We start from the raw sequence: 15444 nt of genomic DNA on the forward strand, positions 1-15444 counted from the left end.
CTGACCGGCACCCCTCTCGGCGGAACCCGCACCTCCCACCTCGAAGCCCTCATCCTCGCGGCCTGAGCGCCCGAATTACGCCTTTGCCAGCAGAGTCCTTCAGGCCGGGGAGGAATCCGGTTTCCCGCGGAGCGGGGCAGGGGAAGCCGGATCGCCGCCGAGCTGTCGGCGTCCAGGTGCTGGGCCAGCAGCGCGGACAGCAGGTCGACCAGGACCACTTCCAACCGGGGACCGTCCGACGGCCGGTAGGAGGCGGTGTCCTGGATCAGGCGGGTGAGGAAACCCGCCAACAGGGCGCCCATCCCCTCGTGCCCCGACAGACGCCGCGCGAGCAGCCGGTCGACGTGCCCCATGGGCAAGGACAGCAGTGCCTTCGGCACATCGAGCCCCACCATCCACGCGGGCTCCGGGCCGTCGAGCACATGGATTTCGGTGGGCCGGGACGATCCGACCGCCGGATCGGCAGCGGACTTCGCCGAATGCGCACCGGCTGCACCGTCGTCGACCACACGGATACGGTGCCGAACTGCAGCAGACGCATATCCGCGCCGACGTGCGACGGCCGCCGACCTGCCATCCCCCGTCAAGCAGGTCGGCGGCCATCCCCCCCCCGAGGCGCCGCTCCGGTCCCAATCGGAGCCGCTGAGAACACTCTGCCGCACGGGACTTGAACGAAATCTTGAATAAACCTTGGACGCTCCGGCACGCGGTCTCCTGGATTCGCGAGAAGATCAGGGAGGGGGAGAGAAGCAGGGTTGGGGAGGCTCATATGGACTTACGGGTCCTCGGCCCGGTTGAGGCGTGGTCCAAGGACCGGCACGTCGACCTCGGGCACGCCAAGCAGCGCAGCGTGATCGCGGTCCTGCTGGTGGAAGCGAACCGCGTCGTGCCCGTGGGGCAGCTGATCGACCGGGTGTGGGGCGAGGAGCCCCCGGCGTCCGTGCGCAGCGTGCTGTACGGGTATGTGGCGCGGCTGCGGGCGGCGCTGCGCGCTCTTGATGAGGGCACGGCGGGCACGGCGGCCGCCGGGCACGACGGGGCCCGGCTGGCACGGCGCTCCGGTGGCTATGTGCTGGAGGTGGCGCCCGATCTGGTGGACCTCCACCGGTTCCGCGGCCTGGTCGCCGAGGCCGCGGCCGCGGAGGAGGACCCCGCGCGCGCCGCCGGGCTGCTGCGCGGGGCTCTCGGGCTGTGGCGCGGGGAGGCACTGTCCGGCCTGTCCGGCGACTGGGCCTGGAACATGCGGGAGCGGCTGGGCAGCGAGTACATCGCGGCCCGGCTGGCGCTGGGCGACGTGGAGCTGCGGCTGGGCCGGCACGGCGAACTGCTGTCCGAGCTGCGCGGCCTGGCCGCCGTTCACCCGCTGGACGAGCGGGTCGTACGGCAGCTGATCGTGACCCTGTACCGGTGCGAGCGGCAGGCCGAGGCGCTGGAGGTGTACACCCGCACGCGCGAGCGGCTGGCCGATGAGCTGGGGGTCGACCCCGGGCCCGAACTCCAGGCGCTGTACCAGCGGATCCTGGTGGGCGACCTCGATGTGCGCGCGCCCGCGCCGCCCGCTTCCCCCGCGCAGCGCCCTCCCCGGGCCGCTTCCACGGCCCCCGCGCAGCCCGGCCCGCAGAACCACAACGGGCCGCAGAACCACAGCGGCCCGCGGCTGATTCCCGCCGAACTGCCGCGCGCCGTGCCCGGCTTCACCGGCCGCGCCGAAGCGGTCGCCCGGCTGCACGCCCTCGTCCCGCCCGACGGCCCGGCGCCCGATACCGGCACGGTGGTGATCTCCGCGATCGGCGGCACCGCGGGCGTGGGAAAGACCGCCCTGGCCGTGCACTGGGGCCATCAGGCGCGGGACCGGTTCCCGGACGGCCAGCTGTATGTGGACCTGCGGGGCTTCGACGGCAACCGCGAGCCGCTGCGCCCGCGTGACGCCCTCGGGCAGCTGCTGCGCGGGCTGGGCCTGACGCCGCAGGAGATACCGGCCGACGAGGACGAGATGATCCGCCGCTACCGGTCCCTGCTGGTGGACCGGCGGATGCTGATCCTGCTGGACGACGCGGTCTCCGCCGAGCAGGTGCGCCCGCTGCTGCCCGGCGGCCCCTCCTGCCTCGTCGTGGTGACCAGCCGCAACCGGCTGAGCGGCCTGGTCGCGCGGGAGGGCGCGCACCCCGTCATGCTCGACGTACTGGCTCCCGAGGAGGCGCACGCCCTGCTGGCCGCCGTCCTCGGGGAACCGCGGGTGGCGGCCGAGCCGGACGCCGTGGCCGAACTCGCCCGGCTGTGCGGCTACCTCCCGCTCGCGCTGCGCGTGGCGGCCGCACAGCTCGCCTGCGACCCCGGCCGGCGCGTCGCCGACCTGGCCGCCGAGCTGGCGGAAGGCAGCAGGCTGGCGGTGCTGGAGCTGGAGGACGACGAGCGGTCCGCGGTCCGCGCCGCCTTCGACCTGTCGTACCGGGCCCAGAGCCCCCGGGCCCGGCTGCTGTTCCGTCGGCTTGGCCTGGCCCCCGGCCTGGAGTTCGACGCCGGGGCGGCGGCGGCGCTGCTGGACGACACCGAGGAGCAGGCCGCGCAGCTGCTGACCACCCTCGCGGGGGCGCATCTGATCGAGTCGCGCGGGGAGGGCCGCTACGGCTTCCACGACCTGCTCCGCGAGTACGCCTGCGAGCGGGGCGAGGCGGACGACCCCGCCGAGCGGCTGACCGCCGCGCGGGACCGGCTGTACGCGTGGTACCTGCTCGCCGCGGACGCCGCCGGGCGCATCCTGTATCCGCAGATCCCCCGGCTGCCGCGCGAGATGGCCGAGGCGGCTTCGGGGGATCCCCAGGGCGCGCCACACGCCCCGTTCGCCGCGGGCTTCGACACCTTACGCATCCCTCAGGTGCGTGCACCGATGCGGCTCGCCGACGAGATCGAGGCCATCGTGTGGCTGGAGGCCGAGCGGGCCAACCTGCTGGCCGTGATCGAGCGGACCGCACACCAGGGGCCGCGCGCCGTGTCGTGGCATCTGACGGACGCGCTGCTCGGCTACTTCTGGCTCTGTCTGCCCCGCGGCACCTGGCAGGTCACCGCGCGGAGCGCGCTGGACGCCGCCGTCGCCGAGGGCGACCGGCGCGGTGAGGCCGCCATCTACTACAACATCGGCTTCGCCCTGTGGGACCTCGGCGCCCTCGGCCAGTCCGCCTTCCACCACCAGCGCGCCATCGAGCTGCACCGCGCCATCGGCTGGTCTCCCGGCGAGGCGGCGGCGCTCGCGGGACTGGCGTACGTGGAGTGGGAACAGGCCCGGCTGGACGACGCGCTCGGGCACTTCGACGCCGCGCTGGCGATCCTGCGCGAGCTCGGGCAGACCGACGCCGAGGCGCTGGCGCTCATCGGCGTCGGTCTCGTCCATCGGGACATGGGCCGGCTGCCGGAGGCCGTGAGCGACCTGGAGACGGCGCTGCACATCCGGCGCAAGGCCGGAGTCCGCTACGAGGCCAATCACCTGGACAACCTCGGCATCGCGTACTGGGAAGCCGGCCGGCTGCGCGAGGGATTGGAGGTCCTCGGCGAGGCGGTCGCCATCAACGAGGCCGTCGGCTACCGCAACGGCCACGCGGTGGCGATCCAGATCACCGGCCGGATCCAGCTGGAGTGCGGGCGCCACGAGGAGGGGCTGGAACACGGCGAGCGCGCGCTGCGGCTCGCCGTGGACACCGGAAACCGCCGGATCCAGTCCGACGCCCTCAACACCATCGGCGAGGCCCACCGGCGCGCCGGGCGTGGCGAACGGGCGGCCGAGAGCCACGAACGCGCACTGCTGGCGGCGCGCGCCGCGCAGAACCGGCGCGCCGAGGCGGACAGTCTGCTGGGCCTCGCCGCCGCCTACCGCGGCCTCGGCCACGCCGAGGCCGCACTGGCCCGGGCGGACGAGGCCCGGCAGCTGGCGGGGCGCTGCGGCTTCAGGCTGGTCGAGGGACAGGCCCTGACCGAGCTCGGCGAGATCCACGCCGCCGCGGGGCGGTACGCGGAGGCGCTCGGCTGCGCCATCGAGGCGGTCGCCGTGCAGCGGGAGTCGGGCCACCCGCTGGGCGAGGCCCGGGCCCTCGACGTCATCGGCCGGGTGCCGGACGCCGTGCCGGGAGCGGTGGCGGGAGCTGTGCCGGGCCTCGCCGTGGGGGAGGAGGGGGAGGCGGCCGGGGACGGCCGGGCCCGTGCGGCCCGGCGCCGCGCGGAGCAGATCTACGCGGCCACGGGTGCCCGGCCCACGGGCTGAGCCGCCCCTCCCGGCCGCCGCCCCGGGCAGAGGTTTCGCGCCGGGTCCTGGCCCAGTGGGCCGCCCCGGGTCTGCCTCTGCCTCGACTCCCCCCCAGGAGACGCGATCAGTCGAGGTCGCGGCAGATCTGGCGGGCCTTGTCGAGGTTCTTCTTCACCTCGCTGTCGCCGAAGTCGAAGGTCGCGGCATGCCGGTTCTGGACGATGAGCAGGGCCTTCGCCAGCGGCTTGTACTGGGCGTCGCCCGCGGCCGCCGCCGCGGAGAGCACGATGGTCGCGCCGAAGCGATTCATCGCGATCTCGCCCTTCGAGCCCTTCGTGACGTAGTCCGACGGCTCGAATCCGCTCAGTGCGCGGCAGGCGTCCCGCGCGTCGCCCGCCGCGTCGTTGGAGGACGAGGCGTCGCCGTCGCCGCTGACCGCCCAGGCCACGCCGACTCCGGCGCCGCCGATCAGGATCCCCACGACCAGTGCGGCGGCCAGGGCCCGGGGGGACTTGCGCGCCGCCGAGGACGCCGGAGCGGCGTCCGGCGGTATGGGCGCGGGAGAGGACTGCTGTGCCGACATGCGGACAAGATAGCTGCTCAGCGGGGCTTTGACCGGGGCGGGAGGGCCCGCCGCCGTCAGGCGATCCAGCGGTAGCGGCGCTCCGGGCGGCCCGTGCCGCCGTAGCGCAGGGTGACCTCCGCCCGCCCCGTCTCGGCGAAGTACTCGAGATAGCGGCGGGCGCTCACCCGGGAGAAGGCGCCCGCCTCCGCGCACTCCGCCGCCGAAAGGCCCTCGGCGTGGGCGCGCAGCGTGCGCTCGACGAGGCTCGCGGTGTGCGCTGCCAGGCCCTTGGGCAACTGCTCGCGGGAGCGGGAGCCGCGCGGGCGGGTGCCGAAGATCTGGTCGACGTCCTCCTGACTGGCCTCGCCGAGCGAGTCGAGGCGGGCCCGCAGCGCGGCGGCGTGGCGTAGTTGTTCCTGCAGGGCGGCCCGGTCGAAGGGCTTGATGAGGTAGTGCAGCGCCCCCGCGCGCAGCGCCTCGCGCACGGCGTGCGGGTCCTTGGCCGCGGTGACGAACAGCGCGTCCACATGGCGGTGTTCCTCCCGCTCCCGCATCCGGCGCAGCACGCTGATGCCGTCCATGTCCGGCAGATAGACGTCCAGCAGAACCAGGTCGGGACGGAGCGCGTCGGCGGCGCGCAGCGCCTCGGCGCCCGTGTGGGCCACCCCCGCGACCGTGAAGCCGTCCAGAGCCGCCACATAGCGGCTGTGCAGCTTGGCCACCATGAAGTCGTCGTCGACCACCAGCACTCTCGTCATCGAACGCGCCTTCCCCGTTGCCTGCCCCGTGTACGCAACGACCACAAGGTCTCTTAATACCGAAAGAGAGACAGCGCGTTAACCCACAGGCAACATGTGGCGCGCCTCACACAGACACCCACGCAAGAACAGAAAGGCGGTGTCACCGTGCGTCTGAGTCCGCGTCTGCGTACCCCGCTCGCCCTCCTCTCTGCGGCTCTGATCGTGCTCCTCGGGCCTCCGCTGCTCAGCTCCGGCAGCGGCTCCGCCACCGGTACCCACATCCCCGGCCTGCGCCTGATGGTGCCCAACACCCCCGGCGGCGGCTATGACATCACGGCCCGTACGGCGGCCAAAAGCGCCGAGGACGCCGACCTGAGCCGCGACATCGAAGTGTTCAACCTGCCCGGCGCGGGCGGCACGGTCGGGCTGAGCCGCCTGGTGGCCGAGCGCGGTAACGGCAAGCTCGCGATGTCCATGGGTCTGGGGGTGGTGGGCGCGGTGCACACCAACCACGCGCCGTCCACGCTCGCCGATACGACGCCGATCGCGCGGCTCACCCAGGAGCCGGACATCGTGGTCGTGGCCAAGGGGTCCAAGTACCGCGAGTTCGGACAGCTGGTGGCGGACTGGCGGAAGAAGCCCGGCTCCCTCCCGGTGGGCGGCGGCTCCTCGCCCGGCGGGCCGGACCACCTGGCCCCCATGCTGATGGCCAAGGCCGCCGGGATAGCCCCCAAGAAGGTCAACTACATCCCGTACGACGGCGGTGGCGAACTGCTGGCCTCCGTACTCGGCGGCAAGGTCGCCTTCGGCGTCTCCGGCATCGGCGAGTACCTCGACCAGATCGAAGCGGGCGAGCTGCGGGTACTCGCGGTGACCAGCGACAAGCGACTGCCGGGCCTGGACGCGCCGACGCTGAAGGAGTCCGGCCTCGACGTCTCGTTCACCAACTGGCGCGGCATCGTCGCCCCGCCCGGCCTGACCGACACCGAGCGCGACAAGCTGATCGGCCTGGTCACGAAGTTGCACGCCTCGAAGCAGTGGAAGGAGGCGGTGCGGCGCAACCGCTGGACCGACGCCTTCATGACGGGGGAGGACTTCGGACGCTTCCTGACCGCCCAGGACAGGCGCGTGGACACGGTGTTGAAGGAGCTGGGATTGTGACGGACAGCCACACCGACACCAACGCCGCCGCCGACGGTGACAACACCAGCGCGAGCACCGAGACCGGGCTCAGAGCGTTCCTGCGCGGACGCTCCGAACTCGGCGTCTGCGCCCTGCTGCTGGCCATCGGCGTCCTCGTGCTCTCCGACGCCCTCTCCATGGACACCGACTTCGCCCAGCGCGGCCCCGTCGGCCCCAGGACCGTGCCGATCGTCGTCGGCGTCGCGCTGCTGGTCGTCGCCGTGCTGCTGGCCGTGGACGTGCTGCGCGGCGGCAAGGGCGAGGCCGAGGGCGGCGAGGACATCGACCTGAGCGCGCCCGGCGACTGGCGCACCGTCATGCTGCTGGCCGGGGTCTTCCTCGCCAACGCCATCCTCATCGACCCGCTCGGCTTCCCCATCTCCGGCGCCCTGCTCTTCTGGGGTTCGGCGTACGCCCTCGGCAGCCGCGCCTTCGACCGCGACCCGCTCATCGCGGCCGTGCTCTCCACCGTCACCTTCTTCGTCTTCGACCGGCTGCTCGCGGTGCCGCTGCCCGGCGGCCCGCTGATGGAGGTGCTGTAACGCGATGGACTCCCTCTCCTCCCTCCTCGACGGCTTCGGTACCGCCCTGAGCCCGGTCAACCTGCTGTGGGCGGCGGTCGGCGTGCTGCTGGGCACCGCCATCGGGGTGCTCCCCGGCATCGGCCCGGCCATGGCGGTCGCGCTGCTGCTGCCCGTCACCTACGGGCTCGACCCGACCGCCGCGTTCATCATGTTCGCGGGCATCTACTACGGCGGCATGTTCGGCGGCTCCACCACCTCCATCCTCCTCAACACCCCCGGTGAGACCGCCGCCGTCGTCGCCGCCATGGAAGGCCATCCCATGGCCCGCTCCGGGCGCGGCGCCCAGGCCCTGGCGGCCGCCGCCATCGGACACTTCGCGGGCGGCATGATCGGCACCTGTCTGCTGGTCTTCCTCGCCCCGACCGTCGCCGACCTCGCCGTCGACATCGGCGCGCCCGACTACTTCGCCATCATGGTGCTGGCCTTCATCGCCGTGACGTCCGTGCTCGGCAGCTCCCGCATCCGCGGCTTCGCCTCGCTGCTGATCGGGCTCACCATCGGCCTGGTGGGCCTGGACCAGATGACCGGGCAGCAGCGGCTCACCTTCGGCTCGCTGCAGCTCGCCGACGGCATCGACGTCGTCATCGTCGCCGTCGGCCTCTTCGCCATCGGCGAGGCGCTGTGGGTGGCCCTGCACCTGCGCCGCCGCCCCGACGAACCCATCCCGGTCGGCCGCCCCTGGCTCGGCAAGGCCGAGCTGCGCCGCACCTGGAAGCCCTGGTTGCGCGGCCCGGCGATCGGCTTCCCGTTCGGCGCGATCCCGGCGGGCGGCGCGGAGATCCCCACCTTCCTGTCGTACGTGACCGAGAAGCGGCTCTCCAAGCACCGCGACGAGTTCGGCAAGGGCGCCATCGAGGGCGTGGCCGGCCCGGAGTCGGCCGCCTCCGCGTCCGCCGCGGGCACGCTCGTGTCGATGCTCACCCTCGGCCTGCCCACCACCGCGGTCGCCGCGGTGATGCTGGCCGCCTTCCAGCAGTACGGCATCCAGCCCGGCCCGCTGCTCTTCGAACGTGAACCGGACCTGGTGTGGGGGCTGATCGCCTCGCTGTTCATCGCCATGGTGATGCTGCTGGTGCTCAACCTGCCGCTGGCACCCGTGTGGGCCAAGCTGCTGCGCGTCCCGAGGCCGTATCTGTACGCGGGCATCCTCTTCTTCGCGGCGGTCGGCGCGTACGCGGTGGGCGGCGAGCCGCTGGACCTGGTGATCCTGCTGATCATCGGGCTGCTGGGGCTGCTGATGCGGCGCTACGGCCTGCCGGTGCTGCCCGCGGTGATCGGCGTCATCCTCGGGCCGGGGGCCGAGCAGCAGCTGCGGCGGGCCCTGCAGATCAGCGACGGGAGCGTGTCGGGGCTGGTCAACACGCCCTTCTCGGTGACCGTGTATGTGGTGATCGCGCTGATCGTGTGCTGGCCGTTGGTGAAGCGGCTGGTGCCGCGCGGACAGCGTTGAGTTTGCGGTAAGTATGAGACAGCGACACGCCGTTACGTCGGCGTGTCGCTGTCTCATACTCACCACGAAGGTGCTCACCACAAAGCACGGGCAGTGCGCCTACGCGCCGAGCTCCCGTATGTACCGCCACTCCATGGAGGCCGGCTCGTAGCCGAACCACTCGTTGATGGCGAGCATCGGCTCGTTGCCCCCGTCATTGCCGGTGAACGCCTCCACGCAGCCCGCCGCGCGGGCGCGGTGCAGCGAGTCGTTCTTGGCGAGCTTGGCCAGCCCCCGGCCGCGGAAGGCGCGGAGCGTGCCGGTCATGCCCGACCAGTAGCGGCCACCCCGGTCGGTGTGGGCCACGCTGAACGCGGCGACGGCGCCGTCGACGACGGCGACCGAGGTGAGCTCGCGGTCCAGAGCCGGGTGTTCCCAGGTGAGGGCCAGCCACTCGGCGTACGGCGGGCCGACGAACTCGACGTCACCCGGCTCGTCTTCCAGGCACTCGACGTCCGCCTCGTACAGCGGGCGAGGGTCGTCGGCGAAGTCGGCGGCCGTGCGCAGTTCGACAACGCCCCGCCCGGAATGGCTGAGAGCTTGGAGGTCCAGCGGGGGCAGCGCGGCGCCGGCCAGGTCCAGCCGCTGGACACGGGAGCTGCGGCCGCGCCGGTAGCCGCGCCGCTCGGCGAAGGTCACGGAGTGCGGCTCGTCCGGCGTCCAGGCGAACACCTTGACGGCCCCCAGCCCCGCCAGGCGCTCCTCGGCGGCCGACACCAGCGCGGACCCGGCCCCCGCGCCGCGCGCGTCGGCGCGCACCGTGGGGTTGGCGAACGCCTGCCCCGGCTCACTGCTGTCGTGGAACACACCGGTCTCGCAGGAGCCGACGACCCGCCCGTCGGCCTCCGCGACCAGCAGCCGGTACTGCCGCTCGGGAGGCGCGCTCGCGACCTCCCAGGCCACCGTCTCCGGCGTCGTCACGAGATACGGGAAGGCGGAGCGCCGCGTCTCGGCGACGGCCTCGGCGTCCGCGGCACGGAAATCGCGCACGATCAGCGTCATGGTGCCGCAGGGTACGGCCCGCCGCCCCGCGCCGCCTCTCCATTTCCGTGTCTGCGCCCCGCCCGGCCGACCGTGGCACACAATAGGTGCGACAAACCCGCCCGCACGCCTGGAGCCCAGCCCGTGGCCTTGCAGATCACCGTCGACCCGGATTCGGCGACGGCCCCCTTCGAACAGATCCGCGCCCAGATCGCCGAGCAGGTCCGCTCGGGGGGCCTCCCGGTGGGCTACAAACTGCCCACCGTACGCGGCTTCGCCGGGGAGTTGGGGCTCGCGGCGAACACCGTCGCCAAGGCCTACCGGGCGCTGGAGTCCGACGGCGTGATCGAGACCCGCGGCCGCCACGGCAGCTTCGTCGCCGCCGCGGGCGACGCGGCCGCGCGGGAAGCGGCGAGCGCGGCGGCGGCCTACGCCCAGCGGGTCCGGCGGCTGGGCCTGGACCGGGCGGCCGCGCTGACCGCCGTGGACGATGCGCTGCGGGCGGTCTACGCCGCGGACGCGTAACCCCGCCCGCGTCGTGGCCAAACCTTGAACGGCCGGGCGCGTGGCGCACCATGGAGGCCCGCAGCCGACCAGGATGGAGTCCCCATGCCCAGCGCCAAAGCCATCGTCCGGCGGCCCAGCCCCCGCCTCGCCGAAGGGCTCGTCACCCACATCGACCGTAAGCCGGTCGACGCCGCGCTGGCGCTGCGGCAGTGGGAGGTCTACGTCGTGGCGCTGCGCGCGCACGGCTGGGAGCCGGTGGAGGTGCCCCCGGCGGACGACTGCCCGGACGGCGTCTTCGTCGAGGACACGATGGTCGTCCACAAGAACGTCGCGCTGATCGCCCGCCCCGGCGCCGCCTCCCGCCGCGCCGAAATCGCCGACGCGGAGGAGGCGGTGACCGCGCTCGGGTGCTCGGTGAACCGGATCCGGGAGCCGGGCACCCTGGACGGCGGGGACGTCCTCAAGATCGGCGACACCCTCTACGTGGGCCGTGGCGGCCGCACCGACGCCGACGGCGTACGGCAGCTGCGCGCCGTCTTCGAGCCGCTCGGCGCCCGGGTGGTGGCGGTCCCGGTCAGCAAGGTGCTCCACCTCAAGTCGGCGGTCACCGCCCTCCCCGACGGCACGGTCATCGGCCATCCGCCGCTGGTCGACGACGTACGGGCGTTCCCGCGCTTCCTCGCCGTCCCCGAGCAGTCCGGCGCCCACGTCGTCCTGCTCGGCGGCGGCAAGCTGCTGATGGCGGCGAGCGCGCCCAGGAGCGCCGAGTTGTTCGCGGACCTCGGGTACGAGCCGGTGCCGGTGGACATCAGCGAGTTCGAGAAGATGGAGGGCTGTGTGACCTGCCTGTCGGTGCGCCTGCGGGATCTTTACGCCTGACGGAGCAGCCTGACCGGGACCCGTACGCCTGACCGGGGCCCGACAGACGCCCCCCGCTACAGATACAGCCCCGCGTCCGCGTCGGCCGACTGCGGCGGTACCGACGCGGGCCGGGTGCCGCGGCGCAGCGCGTACAGCTCGGCCAGCGTCGCCCCGTCCCGCCCGATCGATTCCTCGCTGCCCAGCCAGCTGACGGCCTCCGCGCGGGTGAGCCGCCCCACCTCGATCCTGGCCAGACAGCGGCCCGGGCGGACCACCGCCGGGTGCAGCCGCTCCAGGTCCTCGTTGGTGGTCACCCCGACCAGCACGTTCCGCCCCTGGCCGAGCAGCCCGTCCGTCAGGTTCAGCAGCCGGGACAGGGCCTGGCCCGCCGTGTGCTTGGCCTCGCCGCGGATCAGCTCGTCGCAGTCCTCCAGCAGCAGGAGCCGCCAGCGGCTCTTGGCCGAGCCCTCGTCCTCGCCGATCGCGATGTCCATCAGGTAGCCGACGTCCGAGAACAGCCGTTCCGGGTCGAGCACGCAGTCCACCTGGCACCAGTCCCGCCACGAGCGGGCCAGGGTGCGCAGCGCGGAGGTCTTGCCGGTGCCGGGCGGGCCGTGCAGCAGCAGGAGCCGGCCCGCGATGTCGTCCGGGGTGACCTTCATCAGCCCGTCCATGGCCTCGGCGACCGGGGCGGTGTAGTTGCCCCGGATCTCCTCCCAGGTCCCGGCGGAGATCTGGCGCGTGGTGCGGTGCGGGCCGCGCCGCGGGGAGACGTACCAAAAGCCCATCGTCACGTTCTCCGGCTGGGGCTCCGGCTCGTCCTCCGCGCCGTCGACCGCCTGCCGCAGCACCTTCTCCGCGAGTTCGTCCGAGACGGCCGTCACGGTCACATCCGCGCCCCGGCTCCACCGGGACACCAGCAGCGTCCAGCCGTCGCCCTCGGCGAGGGTCGCGCTGCGGTCGTCGTCCCGGGCGGCGCGCAGCACCTTCGCGGCGGGCGGCAGCAGCGTCATGCCGGACTTGACCCGGTCGACGGAGTGGCTGCGGGCGTACGGCTGCTCGCCGGTCGCGAAACGCCCGAGGAAGAGCGCGTCCACGACGTCGGACGGGGAGTCGTTGTCGTCGACGTTCAGCCGGATCGGGAGCGACTGCTCCGGGGGTGTGGTGGGCAGGGCCTGCCTCCTGGATGAGCGGGACGGTGCGTCGGTCAGCGCACCCCGAGCCATGATTCAGCACCGAGGGCCGTCGCGCACCCGGGTTTACGGGCGTTTACCGAGCTGTTCTCGAAGAAGCCCGCCGAATGGGGGCGTTCATGGATACTCTTACCCGATATGGGGCATCATGCGACGCGACCTCATACAGGGAGATGGATGGCGTTATCGCGCGGCGGGCGGTGGCGGATCACCGCGCTGCTCGGCATCGGCGTGGCGGCCCTGGCGCTGCTGCTGACCACCTTCGCCGGCCGGCCGGGCGAGGGCGCCGGGCCGCGGGGCGCGGCCCCGGCGCGCGAGCGGACCGCCAAGGCGGCGGCCGGCTGGGGCCTCACCCACACCCAGTACAGCGCGGACCGCGGCACCGAGCGGGGCAGACGCGCGGCGGAGAAGACCCTCTCCGCGCAGCCGCTGACGCAGAACCAGCACATCATGGGCTGGGGAGCGAGCAACCCCGAGCCCTCGCCCGGCCGTTACGACTTCGCCGACCTCGACCGCCGCGTCGACCTCATGCGCAAGACCGGCGCCACGCCCGTGCTCACCCTGTGCTGCGCCCCGGACTGGATGAAGGGCGGCAAGCCGGGGGACACGGACTGGTCGCAGCAGGCCCTGGAGACCGCGCCCAGGCCCGAGCACTACGCGGACTTCGCCGAGCTCGCGGGCAAGGTCGCCCGGCGCTACCCGGACGTGCGCCACTTCATCGTCTGGAACGAGCTCAAGGGCTTCTACGACGACGGCAAGAAGCGCTGGAACTACGAGGGCTACACCAAGCTCTACAACCTGGTCTACGCGGAGCTGAAGAAGCAGAACGAGCACAACCTGGTCGGCGGGCCGTACGTGGTCGCGGACAGCGAGCCGCCGGGCGAGGCGGGCGGCTCCCCTGCCGTGAGCGGCCCCTGGGGCTCGCTCGACCAGCGCTCCGCCGACGTGATCACGTACTGGAACGGGCACAAGGCGGGTGCGGACTTCGTCGTCGTCGACGGCTCCAGCTACACCCGCGACGGCGATCAGCTGCTGCCGGACGAGTTCGGCGCCACCACCAAGTTCGCGGATGTGACGCGCTGGCTGCGCGAGACCACGCACCTGCCGGTGTGGTGGGCCGAGTGGTACGTCGAGCCGCCCGACGCCAACGACGACCGCGACGGCTGGAGCGAGCCGCACCGCGTCGCCGTGCAGGCGGCGGCGATGACCCGGCTGGCCCAGGGCGGCACGGCCGCCGCGCTCTACTGGAACCCGCAGAAGACCGGCGCCAGGTGTCCCGGCTGCCTGTGGCGCAGCACCGAGCTGGCGGACGGCGGCGGCGCGCTGCCGATGATGGACCTGCTCGGCCGCTTCGCCCGCAAGTTCCCGCCCGGCACCCACTTCCGGTCCGTGGACATCGCCGCCGACGACCGGCCGAATGTGGTGGTCCTCGCGGACGACGACGCGCTGCTGGTCGTGAACACCCTGAAGCGGCCGATCCACGCGAAGATCGACGGCCGGCCGTTCGGCATGGACGGGTACGAGGTGCGCTGGTTCAAGCGCTGACCGGCGCCGCCGCGGGCTTCTCCCCACCCCGCCCCTTGAGCGTGTATGTGAACCGCAACGCTCGCGGATTTCCTGGAACAGATGGCGTTGGGGACGGATCAGGTGGTGGCCAGCAGCAGGTCCTCTCCGCTCGACGGGCGGAGTCCGTCGGTGCGATCGGCGAAGTAGCGCTCGGCGAGCGAAGCCCCCGACACGTGTCGGGACTCTTTGAATCCGGCTTCGAGGGCCAGTGCCGACATTTCCTGTGGGGTGTAGAAGCTGAGGAACGGCGTTCCGGATGCCCGCGCGCCTTCCTCGCTCGCCCGGAGGCCGGGGCGATCGGCTGCGTCGACAAGGTCGGTCGGCAGCAGGAAGGTCATGGCGAGCGTCGAGCCGGGTGCCAGCCCGGCGATCTGGCGCAGGGTGGCCGCGGTGGCGTCTTTGGTGAGGTACATGGTGACCCCGGTGGAGACGATCACCGCCGGCCGACTGGAATCGAAGCCGGCAGCGGCCAGCTGCTTCAGCCAGTCTTCGCTCGCCTCGAAGTCGACCGGCACCAGGTGCAGCCAGTCGGGGATGCCGTAGCCGAGTTCGACCAGGCGGCGGCGCTTCCACGCCTGAGGGCCGGGCTGGTCGACCTCGAAGACCCGCAGGCGGGAGGCGACCTCCGGCCTGCGCTGGGCAAAGCTGTCCAGGCCGGCTCCCAGGATGACGTACTGGGTGACGCCGCGGTCGGCCTGCTCGGTGACCAGGTCCTCGACGAAACGAGCGCGGGCCACCATGGCCGCCCGGAACCCTCTGGTGGCCTGCGGGTCCATGTCGGGGCGGCGGCGCCAGTCATCGTCGGGGGCCGCCAGTTGCGGGCCGATCTCGTCTTCGAGCACATGCGGTGGCGGGTCGACCCGGACGTGCATGGCCCGCCAGAGGGCGGTCCGCACCGCGGTGTTGTCCGGTGCCTCGGTCTGCTGGTCCGTCATGATGTTACCCCTTTCCGTACGGTCAGTTCTTGGCGGGAGCTTGGAGGCTCCACAGACGCCCGTCGGGGTCGCGGACGGTCATCTCTTTGGTCCCGTAATGGGTGTCCTCGAACGGGGTGACCACCTCGACGGCAGGATCGGGACGGAACGCGTCCGCGTCCGGCACCTCCAGCACGATCTGCGTCTGGGGCTCTCGGCCCTCGGGGACCTCGGCGATGAAGACGTACGGCCCGTCGCCGTTGCGGAGCCGGCCGGAGTTGTGGTCGGTCGAGAATTCCAACTCGTAGCCCAGCGCCTGGAAGAACTTCACCGCCTTGCCCCAGTTGTGGGTCTCCAGGAACACGGCCTCGATTCCTTTGGTCGCCATGTCAGGTCTCCTTCTCGGTCGATTGCTGTTCGTGCCGATGGGCGTCGTCGAGGTAGGCGCGCAGCGCGTCGGCGACCAACGCCGACAACGACATGCCCGACTCGATGGCGCGGTACTTGACTTGCTTGATCAGCCCGATCGGCAGGTACACGTTGAACTGCTTGACTTCCTCATCACCCACAGGGGCGATCCTAGCATCCTAGCAAGCTAGTAAGCACGAGAGCGGTCACGGTTGAACGG

14 protein-coding genes and 1 pseudogene are annotated in these 15444 nt (G+C 72.5%); 7 read left to right on the plus strand and 8 right to left on the minus strand.

Translation table 11 applies throughout. The annotated features are described in order from the left end of the window. Positions 1-509, minus strand: a pseudogene (locus tag PV419_RS43035) (hypothetical protein); the annotation flags it as partial. Between the two features lie 260 nt (positions 510-769). On the opposite strand from PV419_RS43035, the gene PV419_RS43040 reads away from it, so the two are divergent. Further along, positions 770-4252 (plus strand): AfsR/SARP family transcriptional regulator, encoded by a 3483-nt coding sequence (locus tag PV419_RS43040; RefSeq protein WP_319698434.1) that lies wholly within the window; start codon positions 770-772, stop codon positions 4250-4252. Between the two features lie 106 nt (positions 4253-4358). Here the strand turns inward: PV419_RS43040 and PV419_RS43045 are convergent, their stop codons facing one another. Both PV419_RS43045 and PV419_RS43050 read right to left on the minus strand, forming a co-directional pair. Then, entirely contained in the window at positions 4359-4817 is a 459-nt protein-coding gene (locus PV419_RS43045) for a hypothetical protein (RefSeq protein ID WP_319698436.1), read from the minus strand. A gap of 56 nt (positions 4818-4873) precedes the next feature. Then, positions 4874-5557 (minus strand): response regulator, encoded by a 684-nt coding sequence (locus PV419_RS43050; protein WP_319698438.1) that lies wholly within the window; start codon positions 5555-5557, stop codon positions 4874-4876. A 147-nt stretch (positions 5558-5704) separates the two neighbouring features. Between PV419_RS43050 and PV419_RS43055 the strand changes: the two genes are divergently transcribed. Genes PV419_RS43055 through PV419_RS43065 form a run of 3 tightly spaced genes read left to right on the plus strand, consistent with a single transcriptional unit; the run spans position 5705 to position 8755 of the window. Next, the gene (locus tag PV419_RS43055) at positions 5705-6700 is read left to right on the plus strand and encodes a Bug family tripartite tricarboxylate transporter substrate binding protein (RefSeq protein ID WP_319698440.1); all 996 of its coding nucleotides are present in this window, start codon (positions 5705-5707) and stop codon (positions 6698-6700) included. Then, the gene (locus tag PV419_RS43060; protein WP_415925508.1) at positions 6697-7263 is read left to right on the plus strand and encodes a tripartite tricarboxylate transporter TctB family protein; all 567 of its coding nucleotides are present in this window, start codon (positions 6697-6699) and stop codon (positions 7261-7263) included. Before PV419_RS43055 ends, PV419_RS43060 begins: the two co-directional genes overlap by 4 nt. A gap of 4 nt (positions 7264-7267) precedes the next feature. After that, the gene (locus tag PV419_RS43065) at positions 7268-8755 is read left to right on the plus strand and encodes a tripartite tricarboxylate transporter permease (protein WP_319698442.1); all 1488 of its coding nucleotides are present in this window, start codon (positions 7268-7270) and stop codon (positions 8753-8755) included. Positions 8756-8854: 99 nt separating this feature from the next. Here the strand turns inward: PV419_RS43065 and PV419_RS43070 are convergent, their stop codons facing one another. Next, positions 8855-9796 carry a GNAT family N-acetyltransferase gene (locus PV419_RS43070; protein WP_319698444.1) on the minus strand — a complete coding sequence of 314 codons (942 nt, stop codon included), beginning with the start codon at positions 9794-9796 and terminating at the stop codon, positions 8855-8857. A gap of 123 nt (positions 9797-9919) precedes the next feature. On the opposite strand from PV419_RS43070, the gene PV419_RS43075 reads away from it, so the two are divergent. Both PV419_RS43075 and ddaH read left to right on the plus strand, forming a co-directional pair. Further along, a complete protein-coding gene (locus tag PV419_RS43075) occupies positions 9920-10300 on the plus strand; it encodes a GntR family transcriptional regulator (protein ID WP_319698446.1) in 381 nt (126 codons plus the stop codon). 84 nt (positions 10301-10384) lie between these two features. Continuing rightward, positions 10385-11161: a dimethylargininase gene (gene ddaH, locus PV419_RS43080; protein ID WP_319698448.1), complete on the plus strand. Its 777-nt coding sequence runs from the start codon at positions 10385-10387 to the stop codon at positions 11159-11161. A gap of 56 nt (positions 11162-11217) precedes the next feature. Here the strand turns inward: ddaH and PV419_RS43085 are convergent, their stop codons facing one another. Further along, positions 11218-12369 (minus strand): DUF5925 domain-containing protein, encoded by a 1152-nt coding sequence (locus tag PV419_RS43085; protein WP_319698449.1) that lies wholly within the window; start codon positions 12367-12369, stop codon positions 11218-11220. 144 nt (positions 12370-12513) lie between these two features. On the opposite strand from PV419_RS43085, the gene PV419_RS43090 reads away from it, so the two are divergent. Beyond that, entirely contained in the window at positions 12514-13881 is a 1368-nt protein-coding gene (locus PV419_RS43090; protein WP_319698451.1) for a xylan 1,4-beta-xylosidase, read from the plus strand. A gap of 98 nt (positions 13882-13979) precedes the next feature. Here the strand turns inward: PV419_RS43090 and PV419_RS43095 are convergent, their stop codons facing one another. From PV419_RS43095 to PV419_RS43105, 3 genes are read right to left on the minus strand one after another with little or no spacing between them, the layout of a single operon-like run. Then, entirely contained in the window at positions 13980-14837 is an 858-nt protein-coding gene (locus tag PV419_RS43095) for a class I SAM-dependent methyltransferase (RefSeq protein ID WP_319698453.1), read from the minus strand. 22 nt (positions 14838-14859) lie between these two features. Next, positions 14860-15204 (minus strand): VOC family protein, encoded by a 345-nt coding sequence (locus PV419_RS43100; RefSeq protein ID WP_319698455.1) that lies wholly within the window; start codon positions 15202-15204, stop codon positions 14860-14862. 1 nt (position 15205) lies between these two features. After that, complete coding sequence (locus PV419_RS43105) at positions 15206-15385, minus strand: CopG family transcriptional regulator (RefSeq protein WP_319698457.1); 180 nt, start codon at positions 15383-15385, stop codon at positions 15206-15208. Between the last annotated feature and the right edge of the window lie 59 nt (positions 15386-15444).

It is taken from the genome of Streptomyces sp. ME19-01-6, assembly GCF_033793745.1.
Classification (GTDB): Bacteria; Actinomycetota; Actinomycetes; order Streptomycetales; family Streptomycetaceae; genus Streptomyces.

What these genes read in the sequence shown, in the direction of transcription:
- PV419_RS43040 (WP_319698434.1), top strand. Translation starts at nt 770, where the DNA reads ATGGACTTACGGGTCCTCGGCCCGGTTGAGGCGTGGTCCAAGGACCGG.
- PV419_RS43045 (WP_319698436.1), bottom strand. Translation starts at nt 4,817, where the DNA reads ATGTCGGCACAGCAGTCCTCTCCCGCGCCCATACCGCCGGACGCCGCT.
- PV419_RS43050 (WP_319698438.1), bottom strand. Translation starts at nt 5,557, where the DNA reads ATGACGAGAGTGCTGGTGGTCGACGACGACTTCATGGTGGCCAAGCTG.
- PV419_RS43065 (WP_319698442.1), top strand. Translation starts at nt 7,268, where the DNA reads ATGGACTCCCTCTCCTCCCTCCTCGACGGCTTCGGTACCGCCCTGAGC.
- PV419_RS43070 (WP_319698444.1), bottom strand. Translation starts at nt 9,796, where the DNA reads ATGACGCTGATCGTGCGCGATTTCCGTGCCGCGGACGCCGAGGCCGTC.
- ddaH (WP_319698448.1), top strand. Translation starts at nt 10,385, where the DNA reads ATGCCCAGCGCCAAAGCCATCGTCCGGCGGCCCAGCCCCCGCCTCGCC.
- PV419_RS43085 (WP_319698449.1), bottom strand. Translation starts at nt 12,369, where the DNA reads ATGGCTCGGGGTGCGCTGACCGACGCACCGTCCCGCTCATCCAGGAGG.
- PV419_RS43090 (WP_319698451.1), top strand. Translation starts at nt 12,514, where the DNA reads ATGGCGTTATCGCGCGGCGGGCGGTGGCGGATCACCGCGCTGCTCGGC.
- PV419_RS43095 (WP_319698453.1), bottom strand. Translation starts at nt 14,837, where the DNA reads ATGACGGACCAGCAGACCGAGGCACCGGACAACACCGCGGTGCGGACC.
- PV419_RS43100 (WP_319698455.1), bottom strand. Translation starts at nt 15,204, where the DNA reads ATGGCGACCAAAGGAATCGAGGCCGTGTTCCTGGAGACCCACAACTGG.